The organism is Lysinibacillus louembei, from assembly GCF_033880585.1.
GTDB lineage: Bacteria > Bacillota > Bacilli > Bacillales_A > Planococcaceae > Metasolibacillus > Metasolibacillus louembei.
Genome location: NZ_CP137624.1, coordinates 1,634,369 through 1,651,814, shown reverse-complemented (window position 1 = coordinate 1,651,814; position 17,446 = coordinate 1,634,369). Strand labels below are relative to the sequence as shown.

Annotated in this window: 21 protein-coding genes and 2 pseudogenes; 11 read left to right on the top strand and 12 right to left on the bottom strand. The window is 33.5% G+C overall.

Features of this window, described 5'->3' with window-relative positions:
* Nucleotides 1-70: 70 nt before the first annotated feature.
* The 3 genes from R6U77_RS08215 to R6U77_RS08205 form a co-directional block, all read right to left on the bottom strand.
* On the bottom strand, nucleotides 71-214 hold the full coding sequence (locus tag R6U77_RS08215; protein WP_319838108.1) for a hypothetical protein: 144 nt from the start codon (nucleotides 212-214) through the stop codon (nucleotides 71-73).
* 8 nt (nucleotides 215-222) lie between these two features.
* Entirely contained in the window at nucleotides 223-1,356 is a 1,134-nt protein-coding gene (locus tag R6U77_RS08210; RefSeq protein ID WP_319838358.1) for a C39 family peptidase, read from the bottom strand.
* Nucleotides 1,357-1,453: 97 nt separating this feature from the next.
* Nucleotides 1,454-1,606, bottom strand: a complete 153-nt coding sequence (locus R6U77_RS08205) for a hypothetical protein (RefSeq protein ID WP_319838107.1) — start codon at nucleotides 1,604-1,606, stop codon at nucleotides 1,454-1,456.
* A gap of 197 nt (nucleotides 1,607-1,803) precedes the next feature.
* On the opposite strand from R6U77_RS08205, the gene R6U77_RS08200 reads away from it, so the two are divergent.
* Together R6U77_RS08200 and R6U77_RS08195 are read left to right on the top strand one after the other, a co-directional pair.
* Nucleotides 1,804-2,004 carry a hypothetical protein gene (locus tag R6U77_RS08200; protein ID WP_319838357.1) on the top strand — a complete coding sequence of 67 codons (201 nt, stop codon included), beginning with the start codon at nucleotides 1,804-1,806 and terminating at the stop codon, nucleotides 2,002-2,004.
* Nucleotides 1,962-2,246: a hypothetical protein gene (locus tag R6U77_RS08195; RefSeq protein ID WP_319838106.1), complete on the top strand. Its 285-nt coding sequence runs from the start codon at nucleotides 1,962-1,964 to the stop codon at nucleotides 2,244-2,246. The genes R6U77_RS08200 and R6U77_RS08195 overlap by 43 nt, the downstream gene beginning before the upstream one ends.
* 86 nt (nucleotides 2,247-2,332) lie before the next feature.
* On the opposite strand, the gene R6U77_RS08190 is transcribed toward R6U77_RS08195, so the two are convergent.
* The 4 genes from R6U77_RS08190 to R6U77_RS08175 all read right to left on the bottom strand — a co-directional run bounded on the left by R6U77_RS08190 (nucleotide 2,333) and on the right by R6U77_RS08175 (nucleotide 5,713).
* Nucleotides 2,333-3,196, bottom strand: a complete 864-nt coding sequence (locus R6U77_RS08190) for a DUF6994 family protein (RefSeq protein WP_319838105.1) — start codon at nucleotides 3,194-3,196, stop codon at nucleotides 2,333-2,335.
* Nucleotides 3,197-3,620: 424 nt separating this feature from the next.
* Nucleotides 3,621-3,977 carry a hypothetical protein gene (locus tag R6U77_RS08185; protein WP_319838104.1) on the bottom strand — a complete coding sequence of 119 codons (357 nt, stop codon included), beginning with the start codon at nucleotides 3,975-3,977 and terminating at the stop codon, nucleotides 3,621-3,623.
* Between the two features lie 215 nt (nucleotides 3,978-4,192).
* Entirely contained in the window at nucleotides 4,193-4,822 is a 630-nt protein-coding gene (locus tag R6U77_RS08180) for a nitrite reductase (RefSeq protein ID WP_319838103.1), read from the bottom strand.
* A 111-nt stretch (nucleotides 4,823-4,933) separates the two neighbouring features.
* On the bottom strand, nucleotides 4,934-5,713 hold the full coding sequence (locus tag R6U77_RS08175) for a hypothetical protein (RefSeq protein WP_319838102.1): 780 nt from the start codon (nucleotides 5,711-5,713) through the stop codon (nucleotides 4,934-4,936).
* Between the two features lie 776 nt (nucleotides 5,714-6,489).
* Here R6U77_RS08175 and R6U77_RS08170 point away from each other — a divergent pair.
* Both R6U77_RS08170 and R6U77_RS08165 read left to right on the top strand, forming a co-directional pair.
* Nucleotides 6,490-7,050 carry a hypothetical protein gene (locus tag R6U77_RS08170; RefSeq protein ID WP_319838101.1) on the top strand — a complete coding sequence of 187 codons (561 nt, stop codon included), beginning with the start codon at nucleotides 6,490-6,492 and terminating at the stop codon, nucleotides 7,048-7,050.
* Nucleotides 7,051-7,152: 102 nt separating this feature from the next.
* Nucleotides 7,153-7,518 (top strand): annotated as a pseudogene (locus R6U77_RS08165) (site-specific integrase); the annotation flags it as partial.
* Nucleotides 7,519-7,797: 279 nt separating this feature from the next.
* Here R6U77_RS08165 and R6U77_RS08160 read toward each other — a convergent pair.
* The 4 genes and pseudogenes from R6U77_RS08160 to R6U77_RS08145 all read right to left on the bottom strand — a co-directional run bounded on the left by R6U77_RS08160 (nucleotide 7,798) and on the right by R6U77_RS08145 (nucleotide 9,910).
* Complete coding sequence (locus tag R6U77_RS08160) at nucleotides 7,798-8,247, bottom strand: GNAT family N-acetyltransferase (protein ID WP_319838100.1); 450 nt, start codon at nucleotides 8,245-8,247, stop codon at nucleotides 7,798-7,800.
* Nucleotides 8,248-8,444: 197 nt separating this feature from the next.
* Nucleotides 8,445-8,591, bottom strand: a pseudogene (locus R6U77_RS08155) (GMP synthase (glutamine-hydrolyzing)); the annotation flags it as partial.
* Nucleotides 8,592-8,845: 254 nt separating this feature from the next.
* Entirely contained in the window at nucleotides 8,846-9,427 is a 582-nt protein-coding gene (locus R6U77_RS08150) for a TetR/AcrR family transcriptional regulator (RefSeq protein WP_319838099.1), read from the bottom strand.
* Between the two features lie 39 nt (nucleotides 9,428-9,466).
* Nucleotides 9,467-9,910, bottom strand: coding sequence for an ester cyclase (locus R6U77_RS08145; RefSeq protein WP_319838356.1), 444 nt, complete (start codon nucleotides 9,908-9,910; stop codon nucleotides 9,467-9,469).
* A gap of 289 nt (nucleotides 9,911-10,199) precedes the next feature.
* On the opposite strand from R6U77_RS08145, the gene R6U77_RS08140 reads away from it, so the two are divergent.
* From R6U77_RS08140 to R6U77_RS19850, 4 genes are all read left to right on the top strand, one after another.
* Nucleotides 10,200-11,444 carry an MFS transporter gene (locus tag R6U77_RS08140; RefSeq protein WP_319838098.1) on the top strand — a complete coding sequence of 415 codons (1,245 nt, stop codon included), beginning with the start codon at nucleotides 10,200-10,202 and terminating at the stop codon, nucleotides 11,442-11,444.
* A 600-nt stretch (nucleotides 11,445-12,044) separates the two neighbouring features.
* The gene (locus R6U77_RS19860) at nucleotides 12,045-12,365 is read left to right on the top strand and encodes a helix-turn-helix domain-containing protein (protein WP_406601088.1); all 321 of its coding nucleotides are present in this window, start codon (nucleotides 12,045-12,047) and stop codon (nucleotides 12,363-12,365) included.
* Nucleotides 12,366-12,373: 8 nt separating this feature from the next.
* On the top strand, nucleotides 12,374-12,760 hold the full coding sequence (locus R6U77_RS19855; RefSeq protein WP_406601087.1) for an IS3 family transposase: 387 nt from the start codon (nucleotides 12,374-12,376) through the stop codon (nucleotides 12,758-12,760).
* A 29-nt stretch (nucleotides 12,761-12,789) separates the two neighbouring features.
* Nucleotides 12,790-13,236 (top strand): IS3 family transposase, encoded by a 447-nt coding sequence (locus tag R6U77_RS19850; RefSeq protein ID WP_406601086.1) that lies wholly within the window; start codon nucleotides 12,790-12,792, stop codon nucleotides 13,234-13,236.
* Nucleotides 13,237-13,309: 73 nt separating this feature from the next.
* On the opposite strand, the gene R6U77_RS08130 is transcribed toward R6U77_RS19850, so the two are convergent.
* On the bottom strand, nucleotides 13,310-14,491 hold the full coding sequence (locus tag R6U77_RS08130) for an MFS transporter (protein ID WP_319838097.1): 1,182 nt from the start codon (nucleotides 14,489-14,491) through the stop codon (nucleotides 13,310-13,312).
* A gap of 91 nt (nucleotides 14,492-14,582) precedes the next feature.
* On the opposite strand from R6U77_RS08130, the gene R6U77_RS08125 reads away from it, so the two are divergent.
* From R6U77_RS08125 to R6U77_RS08115, 3 genes are all read left to right on the top strand, one after another.
* On the top strand, nucleotides 14,583-15,452 hold the full coding sequence (locus R6U77_RS08125) for a LysR family transcriptional regulator (protein ID WP_319838096.1): 870 nt from the start codon (nucleotides 14,583-14,585) through the stop codon (nucleotides 15,450-15,452).
* A 741-nt stretch (nucleotides 15,453-16,193) separates the two neighbouring features.
* Nucleotides 16,194-16,637 carry a MarR family winged helix-turn-helix transcriptional regulator gene (locus R6U77_RS08120; protein ID WP_319838095.1) on the top strand — a complete coding sequence of 148 codons (444 nt, stop codon included), beginning with the start codon at nucleotides 16,194-16,196 and terminating at the stop codon, nucleotides 16,635-16,637.
* Complete coding sequence (locus R6U77_RS08115) at nucleotides 16,630-17,343, top strand: CPBP family glutamic-type intramembrane protease (RefSeq protein ID WP_319838094.1); 714 nt, start codon at nucleotides 16,630-16,632, stop codon at nucleotides 17,341-17,343. The genes R6U77_RS08120 and R6U77_RS08115 overlap by 8 nt, the downstream gene beginning before the upstream one ends.
* Nucleotides 17,344-17,446 lie beyond the last annotated feature (103 nt).

The window sequence follows — 17,446 nt, the reverse complement described above, 5'->3', positions numbered from 1 at the left end:
AAACTAACATAGGGAGTTGAACAAAAAATATACAATTGCTGTGACTGGTGTTTTGATAGATTTTTCTAACTTATAAAGTATGGCTCCCAACTATGTGAGACTGAATAAATGGTTTGTATTTATTGCCTTGCTTCTGCACAGTAAAAAGCTCTTTAATTTCTCCATATGGCAAGAAATTAAAGAGCTTTTTGCGATGAAAAATCACCATCTCCATTATATGCCTTACTCCTTTTCTAAAATAAGCGCTCGTTTCCCCATCTCCTCATAGCTTTTAAAAAAAGCATTCATATTATATTCTACTTGCCCTTTCAAAGGGTTCATTACATGCACTTTTCCTTCTTTATATCCATGGAGAACGACCGTATGCAAGTTTGTATAAGCCTTATAGTATTCACCTGTATCACTTAAATACCAGTGTCCACTTAATTGAGGCTTGCTTAAATCAAGGGTTACCCATACAACAACAGGTACGCCATTATTTAAATATGTAATTAATTCTTCCTTACTGCTGCCTGTAATATTGATTGCTGTCATTTTATTTTTCTGTGTTGCCATATACTTATTAGAGGCCTGCATAATCGGTGGTACTAAGCTATACCATCCCCCTGTTTTACTTCTAGGGTTCCCCGCGTACATATTATAAGGATGAGGCCCAAAGCGTTTTCCTTGCTTCCAGCTGAAAGCTTGCTTTGGCAAATATTGATCAGCCATTGTCGTTTTGGATACCGCATAGCCATAATAATTAAATATAGCTGTCAGAGAAACAATTTCACAGCCGTTCGGGAGCTCTGGATTTTGCATTAATTTTTTAACAGCAATGTAAGCCTCTTTCACTTCTACAACTGGCTCACTAATAGGTGTCTCACTCCCCAATTGCCCTATGCGTAAGGAGCGATCAAGTGTATTCATCCCTTTATTAGCTAACGCTACTAAGCTTAAGCCTTCTTTATTATTATGTACTTCCACTGCAATACCTGTAACATCCCGTACATCTACAATCAACATACTATATAAAAATACTGCTAGTTGAGCTCTTGTTAGAGTATTAGAAGAGCCAAAAAACTCCTTTAAATCCTCTCCCTCAAATTGTGGGTTTTGACCTGTCGTAATCCCTTTATCCATCATAAAATTAATAGATTCATCCAAGGAATTAACATTACCAGTTAAATGACTAATTGCCTGTGCTACTACACCTCGTTTAACAGGTTCAACTTTTAACTTATTATCGAAATAAGCGTTTAAAGGCGTACCATAGGCAGCTAGGCTATCATAATAGCTATCTGACCAATGACTAGCAGGTGTATATTTAATTAAATCCCCTTTATCATCCTGCAAACCTAAAAACTGTGCTAACATTTTTGCCAATTGTGCTTCTGTTATCGCTTCATTTGGTCTAAAGGTTCCATCCGAATAACCACTAACAATCCCTTTTCTTTTGGCCCAAATAATCGCTTCATAAGCATAATGATCTGTAGTTTAAATCGGTAAATTGACTATCTATTTGCTGTGCTGTCTTTGCCATAGCCTGCATTGGTATAACAATTATTCCTATCAAACTACCAATCAATGCGATACTGTACATACTCGTAATTGCTTTATTGTTCATCTTTCCAGCTCCTCCTTTGCTACAAACATCTTTTTATAGCATTACCCTTTTCTTTCACTAAATTAACGTCAATCTTTCACATTTTTGATATGAAGCCAATTCACTGGCTACGTATAGATTGCCCATAGTAAAATAAGAAAAAGGATGCGTCAGGAAATGATTTTCCTTTAAAAAACTATCAAGGAACTGTTGTATTAATCGTTAATACTCCAACAGAATGTGGCTTTACTAAGCAATATGAAGCATTGGAATCTTTATATAAGGAATTCGCTGAAGAGAAATTTGAGGTTCTTGATTTCCCTTGCAATCAATTTGCTGAGCAAGCGCATGGAACGATTGAGGAAATTAATCAATTTTGCTCCTTAAATTATGGCCACGCTTCGAAAAAATTGATGTAAACGGCATAAATACCGCTACTTTATATCAATGGTTAAGGGAGAGCAAGCCATCAGATGAAGGTTCAGGGGCACAAGCTTTTATAGAAAAAATACGGGCATTTAATCCGAACAGCGAAGCTAATGCAATTTATTGGAATTTCACAAAATTTTTAATTGATGCAAATGGTCAAGTTGTACACCGCTATTCTCCGACTGTTGAGCCTACAAAAATTAAAGCGGATATTTTGAAGTTAGTGAAATAGCAAGAACAGAGAAATGAAAAAGAATCCGAAGCTTTGATACTTCAAGTGATCCTAACTCTTTTCCCGACCAATATAAATACAACTATCTATAAAAATTCCTTTTCAAGCTTACTGATCATCAACTTACCACGCTCTTTGATACAAGTTTGTACTCGATATAAAAATACTTCAACTTCCTCTTTATTCTTCGGCCGAGGATTTTCAAAAGAATGCCCATCCCAAAATAATTTAACTTCATAATTTCCATCAACAAACGAGTTAAGATAATTATGATTAATAAAATTCCTCCAGCAACCAAACATCTCATCTAACCACTTAGCATTACCATCTAACCATTCATTAATAATTTGTTTATTTAAATCTTTATTGCCGTACCAATTTTTTATTGCTAAAAGAGTTAAATCCCAATAATCACGTAAATAGCAAGCAACCTTCCCCCCTCCTCTGCTAGAATTGAAACTATAACCTGTAATTTGAGGAACCGGAATAAAATTACCAATAGAATGTGTGAGAGAATAATACTTCTCTACTTGTTCTCCCTCAATAAAGTATTTATTGTTAGCCCATCTACCTCTCGTCTTACTACAAAATGTTGTATTATAGCTATTCATTGTTTCACCAGAAAACTTTAAATTATTCTTAGTTCTCAATATTCTATTTTTCTTATCGGCACAAGTCATCACTTCAAAATTTATTTGCTCTTGCCAAAGGGCTTGATAAATTTCCAGAGCTAAGGAACATCTATCTGCATCAAAACAATATTTATACGCTAATTTCCTACCGTTATTATATTGAGATCGTTTGAATCTTTCTAAATCAACTTCAAATCTCTCTTTTACATTTGTACCAAAATACGGAATAAACCATTTTTCATATTCAAATTCTTTTAAATCCTCAAAATCATAAACAATTCCATTTTCCTTCATCGCAACTAAATCTTCAATTTTCATTTCCCCACTCCCTATTCAAAAGTATATAATTTGTAATGTAAGTTTATAAAACAAAAAAATATTTCTATTCAGACTATTCATTGTCTTCTCCATCTATTTTCAGGTAAATACACAGAGGTGCTTATCAATTGTATGTTGGTTAATACCTATTTCTCTTGCTGATCAGCTCTTAATAATTTCCATCATTAAATTTTCTATTAGCAGTTTGAATTTGAATATATCTGAAAAACTGTGAACCTCAAAATTCGTTTGAACATCTAACGTTCTATACATACCCATTCCCTTAAAGAAAACTGTGCAAAAGTGTACATTATTAAATAAGAAACCTTATATCTAATAAAAAACAAGAATGCTCGCATAAACATTCCTGTTTTATAAATATTTTTAAAGGGATTATCTTTTAAGAATTTTGGATTTTCAAACATTAACTTAGCTGCGTTTTTATATACTTCAAGATATTATCCATATTTTCAGAATTATATTCTGCCTCTGATAAAAGATAGTATTCCTTTTTAGAAAAATCAATGTGGCTAAGTAAGCTTTTTAAATATGGGGAAATCAACACTAAAGCGCCGTCGTTTTCCAATAATTCCTCTGGCGATTCAAACCCATGCGTAACCTCTACATTAAAAGAATTCAAATTATTCTCTTTCAATGCATTTTCTATACTTTTTCTTAGTTTTGTTGACTTTTTCTTAAAAAGAAATCCTTCTCTATCTAAACCTGCCGCACCGCCACCAAATCCGATTGCTAATTTTGGATAAATATAAATCGTTTTCATGATAATCACCCTTTCAAAAGAATTATGACCTATTTTCATAAATTTTCTCTAGTCATTCTTTTATGTAAGATTGAGGAATCCCTTTATTATTCTTCCATTATATTGTATCATATATTGAATAATAGGAGGAAACAATTATGAATAACGGCAAATTGAACAGTGCGATTATCATTAATGCAAGTATTGAAAATGTTTGGCATGCGAAGACCATACTTTTAACTAATCAATTCACTTTTTAAGCTTTCAATCCCATAACGGTTAATAAATCTAAAGAATGTTTCTCTTTTCTTTCCATGCTCGGCATAAATATTTACCGCTTTTTCTACAGTCTCATAAAGCTCGTTAGGCGTTAATTGTTCCATAATTAATGTACCGATTTGAGCTGTTTTTCCCTTTGCACTACCACCCATATATAAATCGTAGCCATCTCCTATTTTCATTACCCCAATATCATTGACTAAAGGTTCGCCACAGCCAACTGGACAACCCGTATAGGCTGGTCTAAGTGTAAACGGTACTTCTTTGCCTGCGATTCGTTTATTTAGTTCAATCGCTACAGGCATTCCTTCCTCTTCTTCACCTTTACAAAAATTGCACGTTCTTAAGCTTTTTACAAAATTGCCTACAGGATAACAGGATAGTCCAGCCTCTTTAAATTTTTCTTTAATCAATTCCACTTTACTTTCAGCAACAGCAATGTAAAGCTGCTGGAAAGTTGTTAATTCCAACTCATCTCCATCTGTTAAATATTCAGCAATTACAGCTAATTGCTTAGCGTTTAATTTTGATCCAAACGATATGCCACCATTAATAGCTAGTTTCACTGTTTTTTCTTTTTGCTCCATCGTAAATTCACACCCTTATTTCATTCAAAATCAAACATTATTTTTTGCAAGCAGTAAGTCATATAGTAGCATAAGCTGCAAAACTTTATTTAGCTTTGCTTACATAGTTTGTTATTTTATCTCTATCACAAATGGGTAAACATTCACTTGCTCACCAAATTTAAATTCAGCCCATATTTTATATACACCAGGTTTAGTAAACTGTGTATTAAAAATCGTTTCATCATTTGATGCAGGATGTACATGAATGAAGTCTTCTCCATTTTCATCTAAAATTACGACATGCCCTAAAGCACCGAGATAGGGCTCTGGCTTTGCATCCTTCACATCAAAAGTAAGGGTAACTTCTTTATTCACCTCAAATGATGAAATCGTTAATTTAACTGCCTGATTATTGATAACTTTTGTAAACTCAGTATCTATAATCAATTTATTTTCACCATGCCCCTGATGACCTTCTCCAACGTGTAACTCAATTGGCTCTACGGAATAGCTTAAATCCTTTGGTTTAATATCTACAAACGCTTTATAGGAGCCGCCTGTTAAATCAAACTTTTGCAAATATACGCCATTGCCCACTTCTTCTGGATGCAAATGATAGTATTCCTTTAAATCCGCTCCAACAACAATTAGGTGCATTAATTTTTCATGAGAAACCTCTAAACTTGGAATGTTACCATTTTTGTCTTTTAGCTCAATCGTAATTTCTCCATTAGCATAAGATACTTTTGGTGTAACCTCGCTTGCTGTACTTGCACTATGCCCACCATGACCACTTTGCTTATGATCATTAGCTTCATCCGCCTTGTTTACATATATACTGTAACCTCCAATAATAATTCCGACACATACGATTGCCACTATTCCCCAAATCCATATATTTTTTTTCATCTAGACTTCTCCTTTATACATTTTATTTTTATTACTAACTGCTAATATCGCTTTTGGCTACGCTCTTATACCCTAGATACTCGAAATTTTCCCCACTCCCCTAACAATCTATACCTAGGTATGGTATAAAATAAATAAAAAAATAATATACCTTCTAATTCACGATAAATAGAATGGTAGTAATTTGCAAATATAATTTATCATACCCCTTAAGGGTATGTCAACAATGAAATCTTTTTAAAATAAGCAAAACAAACATTTAGCTTGTTAAATATTAAAAAATATATACTTTATCACATTAGTGTCGTGTGAAAAATTAGGAATATTCTAATAATTATCGTTTCTAAAAAATGAAAAAGAAACTGTGCAAACGCCCATGATAATTGGAAATGACTGATAGTTTTTCTTTGTAGTTGTCGAATTATCAAGGAAGAGCTTAAATCACACAAACCTTCTTTTTCTTTGTTACTACCGTAGAGAACGATCTTGAGAACAGCCTCAAAAGACAGGTTTTTTTATGGTAGGAATTGTAATCTGAAATCAATTTTTGTAAAAGGTATATTTTCTTTAATTATAATAGAAACCGATTTATTGAATGCATAATTTAGTTTATACTTGTCCATGTTGTGGTTCTTTGTATTGATTTTAGATAAGTCATCCAAATGCTAGTATAAAGGATTTTTTGTTTTGCAGAATAGAATGAGATTTTAATGCACCAGCAGTGAAAGTTTAGATATAGGTACACATATTTTTTCAATAAGAAGGAGCTTAGAAGGATGAAAATATGGACGATTCAATCGAAACAAGTGGTGGATGACATCATGGGGAATAATGTATATATTCCTGATTTCAATAAAAGTAGCTATTTGGAAAAAATACCATCTTTAAAAGACCTCTATACGTTTATGCTTCATTCTTATAATAATGTGAATGGTAGTCATATGCCAGGAGTAATATTTGGTTTTGCTAAAACAGATAATAGGAGCCTGTTAGAAATATCTGATATAGATGAATTTAAAGAGCTGATGATTAGAAAAAAGGAGGTAATCGTTAGCTTGTGGAAACAGTTTTCATCTCAGGGCTCAGTTATTTTAGAACTAGAATATCAAGAAAACTTTAACCCAATATGCATTGATTTAAATGATTTTCAATTCTTAATGCCTCCAATTGTCTTGGTTCCTCCATACTCAGAAATCGATATTAATCGGTTATTAAATAATATTGCCAATGGTGTGATTCAATCTTCCATTTTTACAAGTGGAATTATCCAAACTCATACGCCCTATATAAAAAAAGAAAATATCATTCGTACACACGAATTTTTTGAAATTGAATAACCAACCTGACCTAAAAGTAGATTGGCTTTGGCAAAATATGACCACCAAATTTTAATTTTTGCATTTGGTGGTCTGTTTTATTTCAATATAAATTTGTATTAAATAATCGACGACAACGGAATCCCTATCCAAAAGCATACTATTACCTGCGCTATTGAATGCTATGCAAAAAAAGCTAGTGTTCATCGAATCTGAATCTATGCTTTGTGTCATTCTCATGCGTCTCTCTTAATCAGTATAGGTGAAAATCCATTGATTATCGAAGAGCGTCTTGAACATGAAGATATTGAGACGACACTTGGCACATATGGACATTTATATCCGAACAGTAATTTCTAAGTAGCTGACAAATTAAATGCAATCATTGACTTTGAATCAGCAAAACAAAATCTTGATGATTCGCCTAGAAATCAATTCATTGTTGATTACTTAAGAAAAGTCGGTAATACAAAGTGCAATGAAAAATAAAAAGAGCCGAAAAATCAGTAAACACTGGACTTTTAGCTCATCTTATTCCCACTCAATAATAGACGATACAGCCCCCTTTAACTGACAGATTTCCTGACTTTGGTGGTCCGAGCATTCAGTAAGAAAAACCTCTAAAGTGTTTTCTATAGTTTTCTCGCCTTTGTTAATTAAAAAGGCTGCTTTTCAAATATTGTTGGTTCTGGCTATCTTCTTCAACTATCCCCTCATTATTTGAAGAAGAACTTTAGCTTTTTTATCACAAAAGCACCTATTAATCATTTATTTTGATATCCATTCATACTGAATATCAGCTAAATTTTCTTCATTTTCATGTCCTCTACCTATGATTTCAAATCCATGTTTTTCATAAAACCGTTGTGCCTTTTCATTTACTTCAAATGTGTATAAAGTTAATCTCCCACTTGAGTGCGCTTTTACTTTATCTAGTAATGTATGACCTATACCGATTCCTTGATAGTCTATATGAATATATAGTTGGCTTATTTCCCTTTCATTATAGGCAATCATTCCAACTACTTTTTCATCAATTAACGCTAAATCTATTTGAAACTGTTCAGATAATATATGATTTAAAAAATAAAGGTGATTTTCAAAACTGTGAATTTCTTTCTGACCAATAGCCTGTTCCTTACTATTTCGCCACATAGCTACTGTTTGTTCCGCGTATTTAGGATTATACTGAGTAATTATCATTTTATGTTGATTCACTACAATACCTCCTCAAGTTTTGTTTACTACTTTATATATTTTTAAATTTTACTTTGCCAGATTTAATTCGACAAGCAAACAAGTATTGAGTTTCAACCAATCTAATGACCTTCCATATTTTTTAGTGGGAAACTATTTAAAAATAAGCCTATTAAAAGGATTTATTCCCTAGACAGATTCCTTTAAATAAGCTTTTTTCATTTAATCCAGTATAACTTAATCGTCGCTGGTGGCTTCGATGTCATGTCATACAGCACACCTGTCACTTCGTTGATAATACGTACTGAAACTTTCTCTAGGATATCATATGAAATGCGTGCCCAGTCCGCATTTGTCGCATCAATCTACCCAATTTTCAAAACCAATTCATCAAAGTAATAACTTCCTCAAAAGAATGAAATACTCTTTATGCTATTCTCAATCGCTTACTCTGTAATGCCAATATAACGTAATATAATCTTTTGTGAGCTATGATTAAATATTTCCTTCGACATTGCTCCATCCTTTGTAGCTCGATAGTATGTGTATGACTTCATTCAACAAAAAATATGACCGAAAGTTATTTGTAAAAAATGCTCCATCCCTCCAGAGGCTGAATTTATTTTAATAATGATAATATCATCATTACAGAATTATCTACAAATGAGCGATCTGGACGAGATTTCATCAGCACTGTAAGCCCAATTAATGAAACAACTAGTGTCTGTGCTAACATTTTAATGTTTAAACTACTTTTGAGCTCTCCTGAGTTAATCCCTGTTACAATCATTTCTTGAAATATGACCGAAAGATACATTTGATGTTCCCTTGTAAGAATTTCAAACTTTTCATCATGAGGAGCAAGTTCTACCATTGTATTAATACAAAAACATCCCTTACTCGGATTTTCTTTGTATGCCTCTTCCACTAATTCTTCAAAAAACATGCGAAATGCTTCCTTTACAGATTGATGATTTTGAAGTTTTTTTCGAATATCAAAAGAATGTTGTTTTATATATTTGCGTAATGCAGCTTCAAACAATTCCTCTTTATCTCCAAAAGCTGAGTATAAACTTGGTCGTTGTATCCCCATCTTTTTTGTCAAATCACTTAATGAGGTAGCCTTATACCCTTTCTCCCAAAAAAGCTGCATAGCCTCATCTAATGCTCTTTCTTCATCAAATTCACGTTGTCGAACCACAAAAAATCCCTCTTTTCAAAAAATTTCCTCACTAAATAACTAATCTGCTTCTTGATTCTTTTTTAATTGTTCAATGATTCCAAGTCTATCTACTTGAATCCAATACTCCACTATTTTTTGATTCTCTAGTCGATATATCGCACTACCTAATTCAACGACCTCTTTATTTGTAGGTTGATAGCCCTCATACTCACCAATGTGTATCCCTATTTGTTTCCATCTAACATAAACTTTTTGATTTTGAGTAATCAATTCTTCAATTTCTATTTTGAAATTCCCCCACGAGTCCTTCATTTCTCTTATATGGTCAGCATAATTCTGAGGTGACCTTATAATGGTCACCATATTTTCTGAATTTATTTGATGTGCTTTTACCTCTTTTGCCATAAAAAGCTCAGCTCTTTCGGGATGACGACCTGTTCTTACAATTTCATAGAAGCTTTTTAAAATCTGTTCGTTTGTTTGTAACAATGAATCATTCATTGTTATTTCACTTAATTCGTTATTTTCTGCTAATTGATGTGACTCACCTATTGTCCCCTGTGAGTTAATTTTAGTCATAGATAACCCTCCCATTTTATACCGATTGGTATATTTCAATTCTATTAAATGAAAATAAATTTGTCAATTTGTAATTCCCTATTTAATAAGAACATTCAAATATCAATATAAATCACTTGACAATATAACTTTTTATTCGTTATATTTATCGAGAATTATTACGTACTTATCGGTATATTATACTAATAGGTATAAAAAGGAGATATTAATAATGGAGAAGTTTAGAGGAAAAACAACAATTGTACCTGAATATCACGATAATCAATTACAAACAGGAGCCAGTACAACCATGTCTCGATTTATTGCACTATTATTTGCAGCCGCTTGTGGGATGGCTGTTGCAAATATATACTATGCACACCCATTGCTTGATGAACTATCGCATGAATTTCAGATTGATTATTCAACTATTGGCATTATCATTACAATCACTCAAATCTGTTATGCACTAGGATTACTCCTACTAGTTCCACTTGGTGATTTATTAAACCAGCGGCAGCTTATTATCGGGCAAATGCTACTATCTGTTGCTGCTCTCATTGTTATTGGCTTTGCTAACTCAAGTACAGCACTTTTTATAGGTATGGCTATGGTGGGAATGCTTGCTAGTGTAACACAAACACTTGTTGCATACGCATCGACATTATCTGCTCCAGCAGAACGTGGAAGTATAGTAGGTTTCGTCACTAGTGGCGTAGTAATAGGGATCCTTCTTTCCCGAGTATTCGCTGGCATTTTGACAGATATAGGTGGGTGGCGTTTAGTCTATCTTACATCTGCTACACTTATGCTCTTCATCGTTAGTTTGTTATATAAAAAATTACCAAATCCAAAACAGAACAAAACATCCATGTCCTATCCAAAACTATTGCGTTCCGTTCTTTTGTTATTCATACATGAAAGGATTCTACTAGTTCGTGGAATACTAGCATTGCTAATTTTTATTTCATTTAGTACGCTGTGGACTTCCTTAGTACTGCCTCTTAGTTCAACACCTTATTTTCTTCAGCATTCGGCTATTGGTGCATTTGGTCTTGCTGGAGTGGCGGGAGCATTAGCTGCTACTCGGGCAGGGCGTTTGGCTGATAAAGGATTAGGACAGCGAACAACAGGTATCTCTCTAGCTTTATTGTTACTATCATGGTTTCTAATCAGCTTGATTCATTACTCTTTGTTTGTATTGATTATCGGTATTATCCTTCTTGATCTCGCTGTGCAAGCTGTACATGTTACCAACCAAAGTATGATTTTTACAGTACGTCCTGAAGCGAGAAGTCGGCTTACTGCTGCTTACATGATTTTTTATTCTATTGGCAGTGCAACAGGTTCAATTGCTTCAACCAATATTTACGCAACTTATGGATGGAATGGAGTATGTCTATTGGGTGCATCTGTTAGTGCGTTGGCCTTTTTATTTTGGGTATTAACATCTCACCTGACTAAGCAAGAAAAATAAAAATATTTATCATTCCCATTGAACATCACTCCAACAAACCTATCTAAAATTATTGGAAATATCAAAAAGCAAAAGCCTAAGGTTAAAAAAATAGTATAGTAGGACGATCTTACGCTTTTCCTTTGGCAAAGTAAGCAACGCTTCAGCAAATAATTTCAAAGTGATGTTCTTTCCAGCCATTTGAAAACTTTACCCTTCTTCTCCTTCATATTGCTTATCTAGGATAAACAGTTGATTTTCTTTTTGTGGAGTAAGATTCAAAAATGTCATCACCTTTGCTGCCTTTCGTTGTAAATATTAATCACCTCATTCTTCAATACTCGTTTACAAAAGGTGTTAAAGGCACAGCGAACTTGCCATTCGGTACAATCTGGTTCTATCATGCATCTCCGCTTCCTTCGCAACTGCAAAGGTGGGTAATGGTTTCCTCTTTCATAACCTTCAACAAGATTTTTTTGAAATGCTAAGTATTGGAAAGTATTTTCAAGAAAAAATAAAAACCCAACTGAATTTCAAGCAGTTGATATTATCCCCTTTAAGTAGACATGTTAAAAAACCTACAGTACGCTGTAGATAACATTACTTAAAGGGGGTTTTTCTATGTCGAGAAAAAATAATACGTATTCAAATGAATTGAAATTAGAAATAGTACAGGCCTATTTAGCAGGAGAAGAAAGTATGCAAAAGATTGCGGACAAATACAAGATTCGCAATGTTTCACAAGTGAAGGCTTGGGTGAAAAAATTTAAAGAAGGGAAATCAATTGAAGCGTTTAATCGTCTTCCATCTACAGGCTCAGGGGCAAAGGGTGTGAAGAATCCGTTAAAAGGAAAACGGGTCCACTTTAAAAATGTAGAAGAAGAGCGGGACTACTATAAGGCACAGGTAGAATACTTAAAAAAGCAGTATCCAAATCTGTAAATGGAGGAATGCCAACGTACCCAGACCGTTACCTCATGATTGAAGAAATGAAAGGTCGTTACCCCATTACCTGGCTCACTGAAATGGCAAAAGTGGAACGCTCAGGCTATTATAAGTGGCTTAAAAATGGCAAGGTATCTTTACGTAAACGTAATGATATCCTTTTAAAGGAGCACATTTTAGCGATTCATCAAACGCATAAAATGTATGGGTATCCGCGTATGAAGATGGCTTTACAAGACAAAGGTTTTCATGTGAATCATAAGAAAGTCTATCGCTTAATGAGTGAGTTGGGTATTCAATCGATGATTCGTAAAAAGCGTCGTGTGTGGGGAAATCGTATTTCCCGTGTATTCGATAATGTGTTAGAACGCAAATTCAAGGACGTACAGTAAATGAGGTACTCGTTACGGACATTACGTATTTGCCAACAAAAAATGGCTTCCTATACCTGTCAGCTGTTCAAGATTTATATAACAACGAAATTGTCGCGTGGAAAATTAGCGAGCGTAATGATTTAGAGTTAGTCATGGACACACTCCAAGAGTTGACGGCAAAAAGAAATGTGTATCGAAGCATCCTCCACTCCGATCAGGGCTTCCAATACACATCCATTAAGTATCATCAAACAGTAGAGCAGCTTGGCATGATAGGTAGTCATTCTCGCAAAGGCAACTACCATGACAACGCTTGTATCGAGTCATTCTTCTCACACTTTAAAAGCGAATGTTTGTATCTGTTACATGATTATTCGGAGGAAGCAGTGAGACAAGCTGTAGAGCAATACATCTACTTTTATAACTACCAGCGCTTCCAAAAACGACTCAACCACCTGGCGCCGATAGAATATCGACACCAGATGGCTGCTTAGTCTTTTTAAAGCTGTCTACTTGACAGGGGTAAGTACAAGTTGGGTTTAGACATTATCTTTTAATTCCTGAAAATTAGTGGTTCTTCATAACATTTTTATTTAAATAAAAAGAATATCTGATAAAAATAAGTGCGAGTATAACGAATAATCCACCAATCCAGCTTAAATTCACTATATTTGTATACTGAATAATGATTCCTCCTAATGCAGAACCCAGCATCATTCCTACATTCATTAAGGCTGTATTAAAACTAAGTACTGTTTCAGAGGATTGTGGTTTTAGTGAAATCAGATAAAATTGCTTTGCTGGTGTCGTTGTCCAAGTTGCTACTCCCCAAAAAGCGAATGTGACAAATACACCTACTGCCTTATACTGTGTAAATGCTAGTACAAATAAAGAGATGATATGAACACATAAACTTAATGATATTGTTCGATTAGGTCCCCATCTGTCTACGGCATATCCTCCAAAGCGTGAACCAATAAAAGCAAAAGTGCCTAAAACAAATAAAGCGATACTTGTCATTTCTATAGAAAAATCAACAGTATGACTTAATAATGGAGCAATGTAGGCAAACACCATCGTATAACCTAAAATCCAAAAGATTGTTGTCATTAAACCAGTAAGGACTCGTTTATCTTTCATAATTTGTAGCTGTTGTGTAAATGGCAGCGGTTGGTTTCCTTTTATAGCTGGTAATAATTTATAAAGTCCCATCATTAAAAAAACTGTGCCAAGTGCAATGATTAAGAAAATATAGTGCCAATCAAAATGTCCAGCTAAAAATGTTCCGATAGGCACTCCAAGTACTAATGAAACAGTGAAACCTGTAATGACTGTTGCCATAGCACTACCTCTTTTTTCTGGAACTGCAATTTGCGCAGCATAATTGGTGGCAACAACAATGTATAACCCTCCACTTATCGCCATAATGACTCTGGATAACATAAGAAGGACAAAATTATAGCTCAAAAATGCAACTAGATTTCCTAGAATAAATATAGAGATGGCACATAAAAGCACTTTCTTACGGTCAAATTTAGACGTTAGCATGACCAATACCAATGCTCCAATAGCATAAGATAAAGAATAAATCGTAATTAACTGACCAGCCATTGAAATTGAAACATCCAATTCAAAGGAAATCAGTTCTAAAATTCCAGAAACAACAAACTCTGCTGTTCCTGTGACAAAAGCTCCTAAAGCTAAAAGTATGATGATTAGTTGATTTATATTATTTTTCAATTTGTACATCTCCTTATATTTGAACTACTGTTTTTATTTTAAATCCCATGTTAACATAAGTAAAATTGATGTTTTTAATAAGGGAGATGAGTAATTACTCATGACTATTGTACGCTATGAAATCATTGCAAAAGTGGTTGAGATAGGAAGCTTTACAGAAACTGCTGAAATATTAAATATGACTCAATCAGCCGTGAGCCATGCAGTTGCGAGTTTAGAATCTGAATGGGGAGTTTCTTTATTAATTCGTGATCGAAAAAAAGGAATAATACTTACAGAAATGGGGCAAAAAATTCTGCCGCATATTAGAGAAATATTGAAAAGAGTGGAGACCATTAATCAAGAAATTGCGCTTATGACCAGCTTGGAAACAGGTATTATTCGTATCGGCACTTTTGCAAGTGCTTCTTCCTGCTTATTGCCTAAATTACTTGCAAAATTCCGGAAAAAGCATCCTAAAATAGAATTTAAATTTTATGAAGGAACCTATGAAGAAATTACGGAATGGTTGGGTTCAGGCATTATTGACATTGGATTTGTAGTAAAAGGAAAATCAAACCCCAATTTCGATTTGGTTCCTTTGATTAAAGACAAAATGGTAGTCGCTTATCACCCTGCTCATCAATTCCATTCTAAAGAAATAGTAGAGATGAATGATTTAATGGATGAATCCTTTATTATGCCAACAGGGATGTACCAATCACATGTTGAGGAATTATTTGCAGAAGCACAAATTAAACCATCTATTCTTTTCGAAGTACACGACTGTACAACCATCGCTAATATGGTACAGGAAGGACTTGGCGTTACGATTGGTCCAGAATTATTTTTAAAGACACAGCAAAATATAAAAATCAGCAAACTAAATATTGAAAACAGCCGTGAAGTAGCACTTGCCTGTCAATCTATTACGAATGCTTCTCCTGCGGTTAAGGAATTTCTTCATATAGCAAAAAATGTATTTAAATGAAAGCAAGAAAAAATTTTTAATAAAACGTTAAACTACTACTCATAGTACGCCAATCCTTCTCATGGCTTGTGACGCTTTGAACGCCCAAACCATGAGAGGAGAAGTATCATTACCTTACTGATGAGTTATCGCCAGTAATCTACCACGATTACATTAGATTTATTAATTTGCTCTTTTCTATGGAAATTCATGGTGCAAAAACCAGATAGCTCATCGTTAGTAAAACAAACCTGATTTTTAGTTATATACTGTACGACGTTATCTTCCATGCTTTCTTTGTCAAAGGACAATAATATGATAATAAATAGGATTCGTACCGTTTGTGAAAAGCCGCCCCGTTTTGCCTCTTTAGATTCTAGTAATGTGATAGGGCTATTTTTATGTCTAAAAAACTAGAACATTTAAAGTCAAAAAGTGGGTCAAGGAAAATTGAGGCAGATTATAGGTCATAGTTAAATATTCAATATATTGAATTGAATACTTAGGAAGTTGTACTTATAGTGATATTAATTTTAATCATGTTTAGGATTAATGTTCTAAAATCATATTTATTAATTTACCAATAAACCGTTACTGTAAAACGTTATAGTATATGAAGGAGGAAATTACAGTGAATAATCAAGATTTAAAATTACTTTTAAATTTTCTTGACAATTTAAATAGATAGCATTATAGTTTAATTACATAAATAGTTTATCGGATTAAAATATTTAATCATATAAATATTAAGAGGTGAATAATTTGAAACAAGGTGATTTCATTAAAGAAGGATTTTCATTATTTGATAAAATCAATCATCATTTAGTAATTAACTATTACTCTATACTAGATATTGAACTCTCTCCAAAGCAGTTTATGGTACTCCATCTTATTCATGAAATTGAACCGGCAAAAATTCAAGACATATCTCATCAGTTACAGCTATCAATGAGTTCAGTAAGTCAACTTGTTAATAAACTAGAGCAAGGAAACTATGTCTCAAGAAGTATCAATCCACAGAATAGAAGAGAAATTTTGGTAAGAATCGATGGGAAAGGAAAAGATTTTTTTAAAAAGTACGAGGAAATGGATGACTTGGTTATAGAAAAGTATTATTCTAAATTATCTTTAAAAGAAACAAAGCAATTTAGGGATTTTGCCCAAAAATTGTATAATATAATTACTGAGGAATCTGATCATGTTTAATTGGGTAGTGTTTATAACTCTCGTTTCTATCTCTATCCCTGGTACAATTATTTCTTCCATTTTGCTTAATAATAAAACGGCTTCTGGAAAACGAGAAGTGCCTGTTATTGTAGCTATTATTTTACAACTTGTTTTCCTAAGTGTATTTGTAGCGCTGGGTGTCGCATTAATTAATAAAATAAGTCTTCCTACGGAGAATATCTTTATTAGTAGTTGGATAGAAGCTGCCTTAGTAGGTATTGGATGTTCAATTACACATATTTTAATCTATTATGTCTTCTTTAGACCTCTTTTAGGTAAAGCTTTTTATAAGATTGAAAAACATAGAAATTCAATTGGCATCGCGAATCGAATACTGTATGCAAGTGTAGTTGAAGAACTTATTTTTCGTTGGGGAATAATGAGTTTATTACTTTGGTTAACGCAATCTTTCCTAACAGAAGGAATATCGGTAGCCACATCTGTTGTTGTATCTAGTTTGATTTTTACACTAGCGCATTATCAAGGTTCGTCAATAGCTGGAAAGTCATTTACACTGTATAGTTACATTTTTATTGGCAATATGCTTGTAGGTATAATTTGTGGATGGCAATTTTATAATAATGGTATCATTGCTGCAATACTGGTTCATATGTGCTTTCATTTAATCTTATATCCGTTTGAAGTTAAAGTTCTAAAAAGTCAACTGAATAATTTATCAAAATAATATAACTAACCTACGTCTCTTATGGTGAAAGATTACGTTCAAAAGTAAGCGCCAAATACAGCACACCTTCAACGAATTTCATGGCCATGAGACAATCATGAAA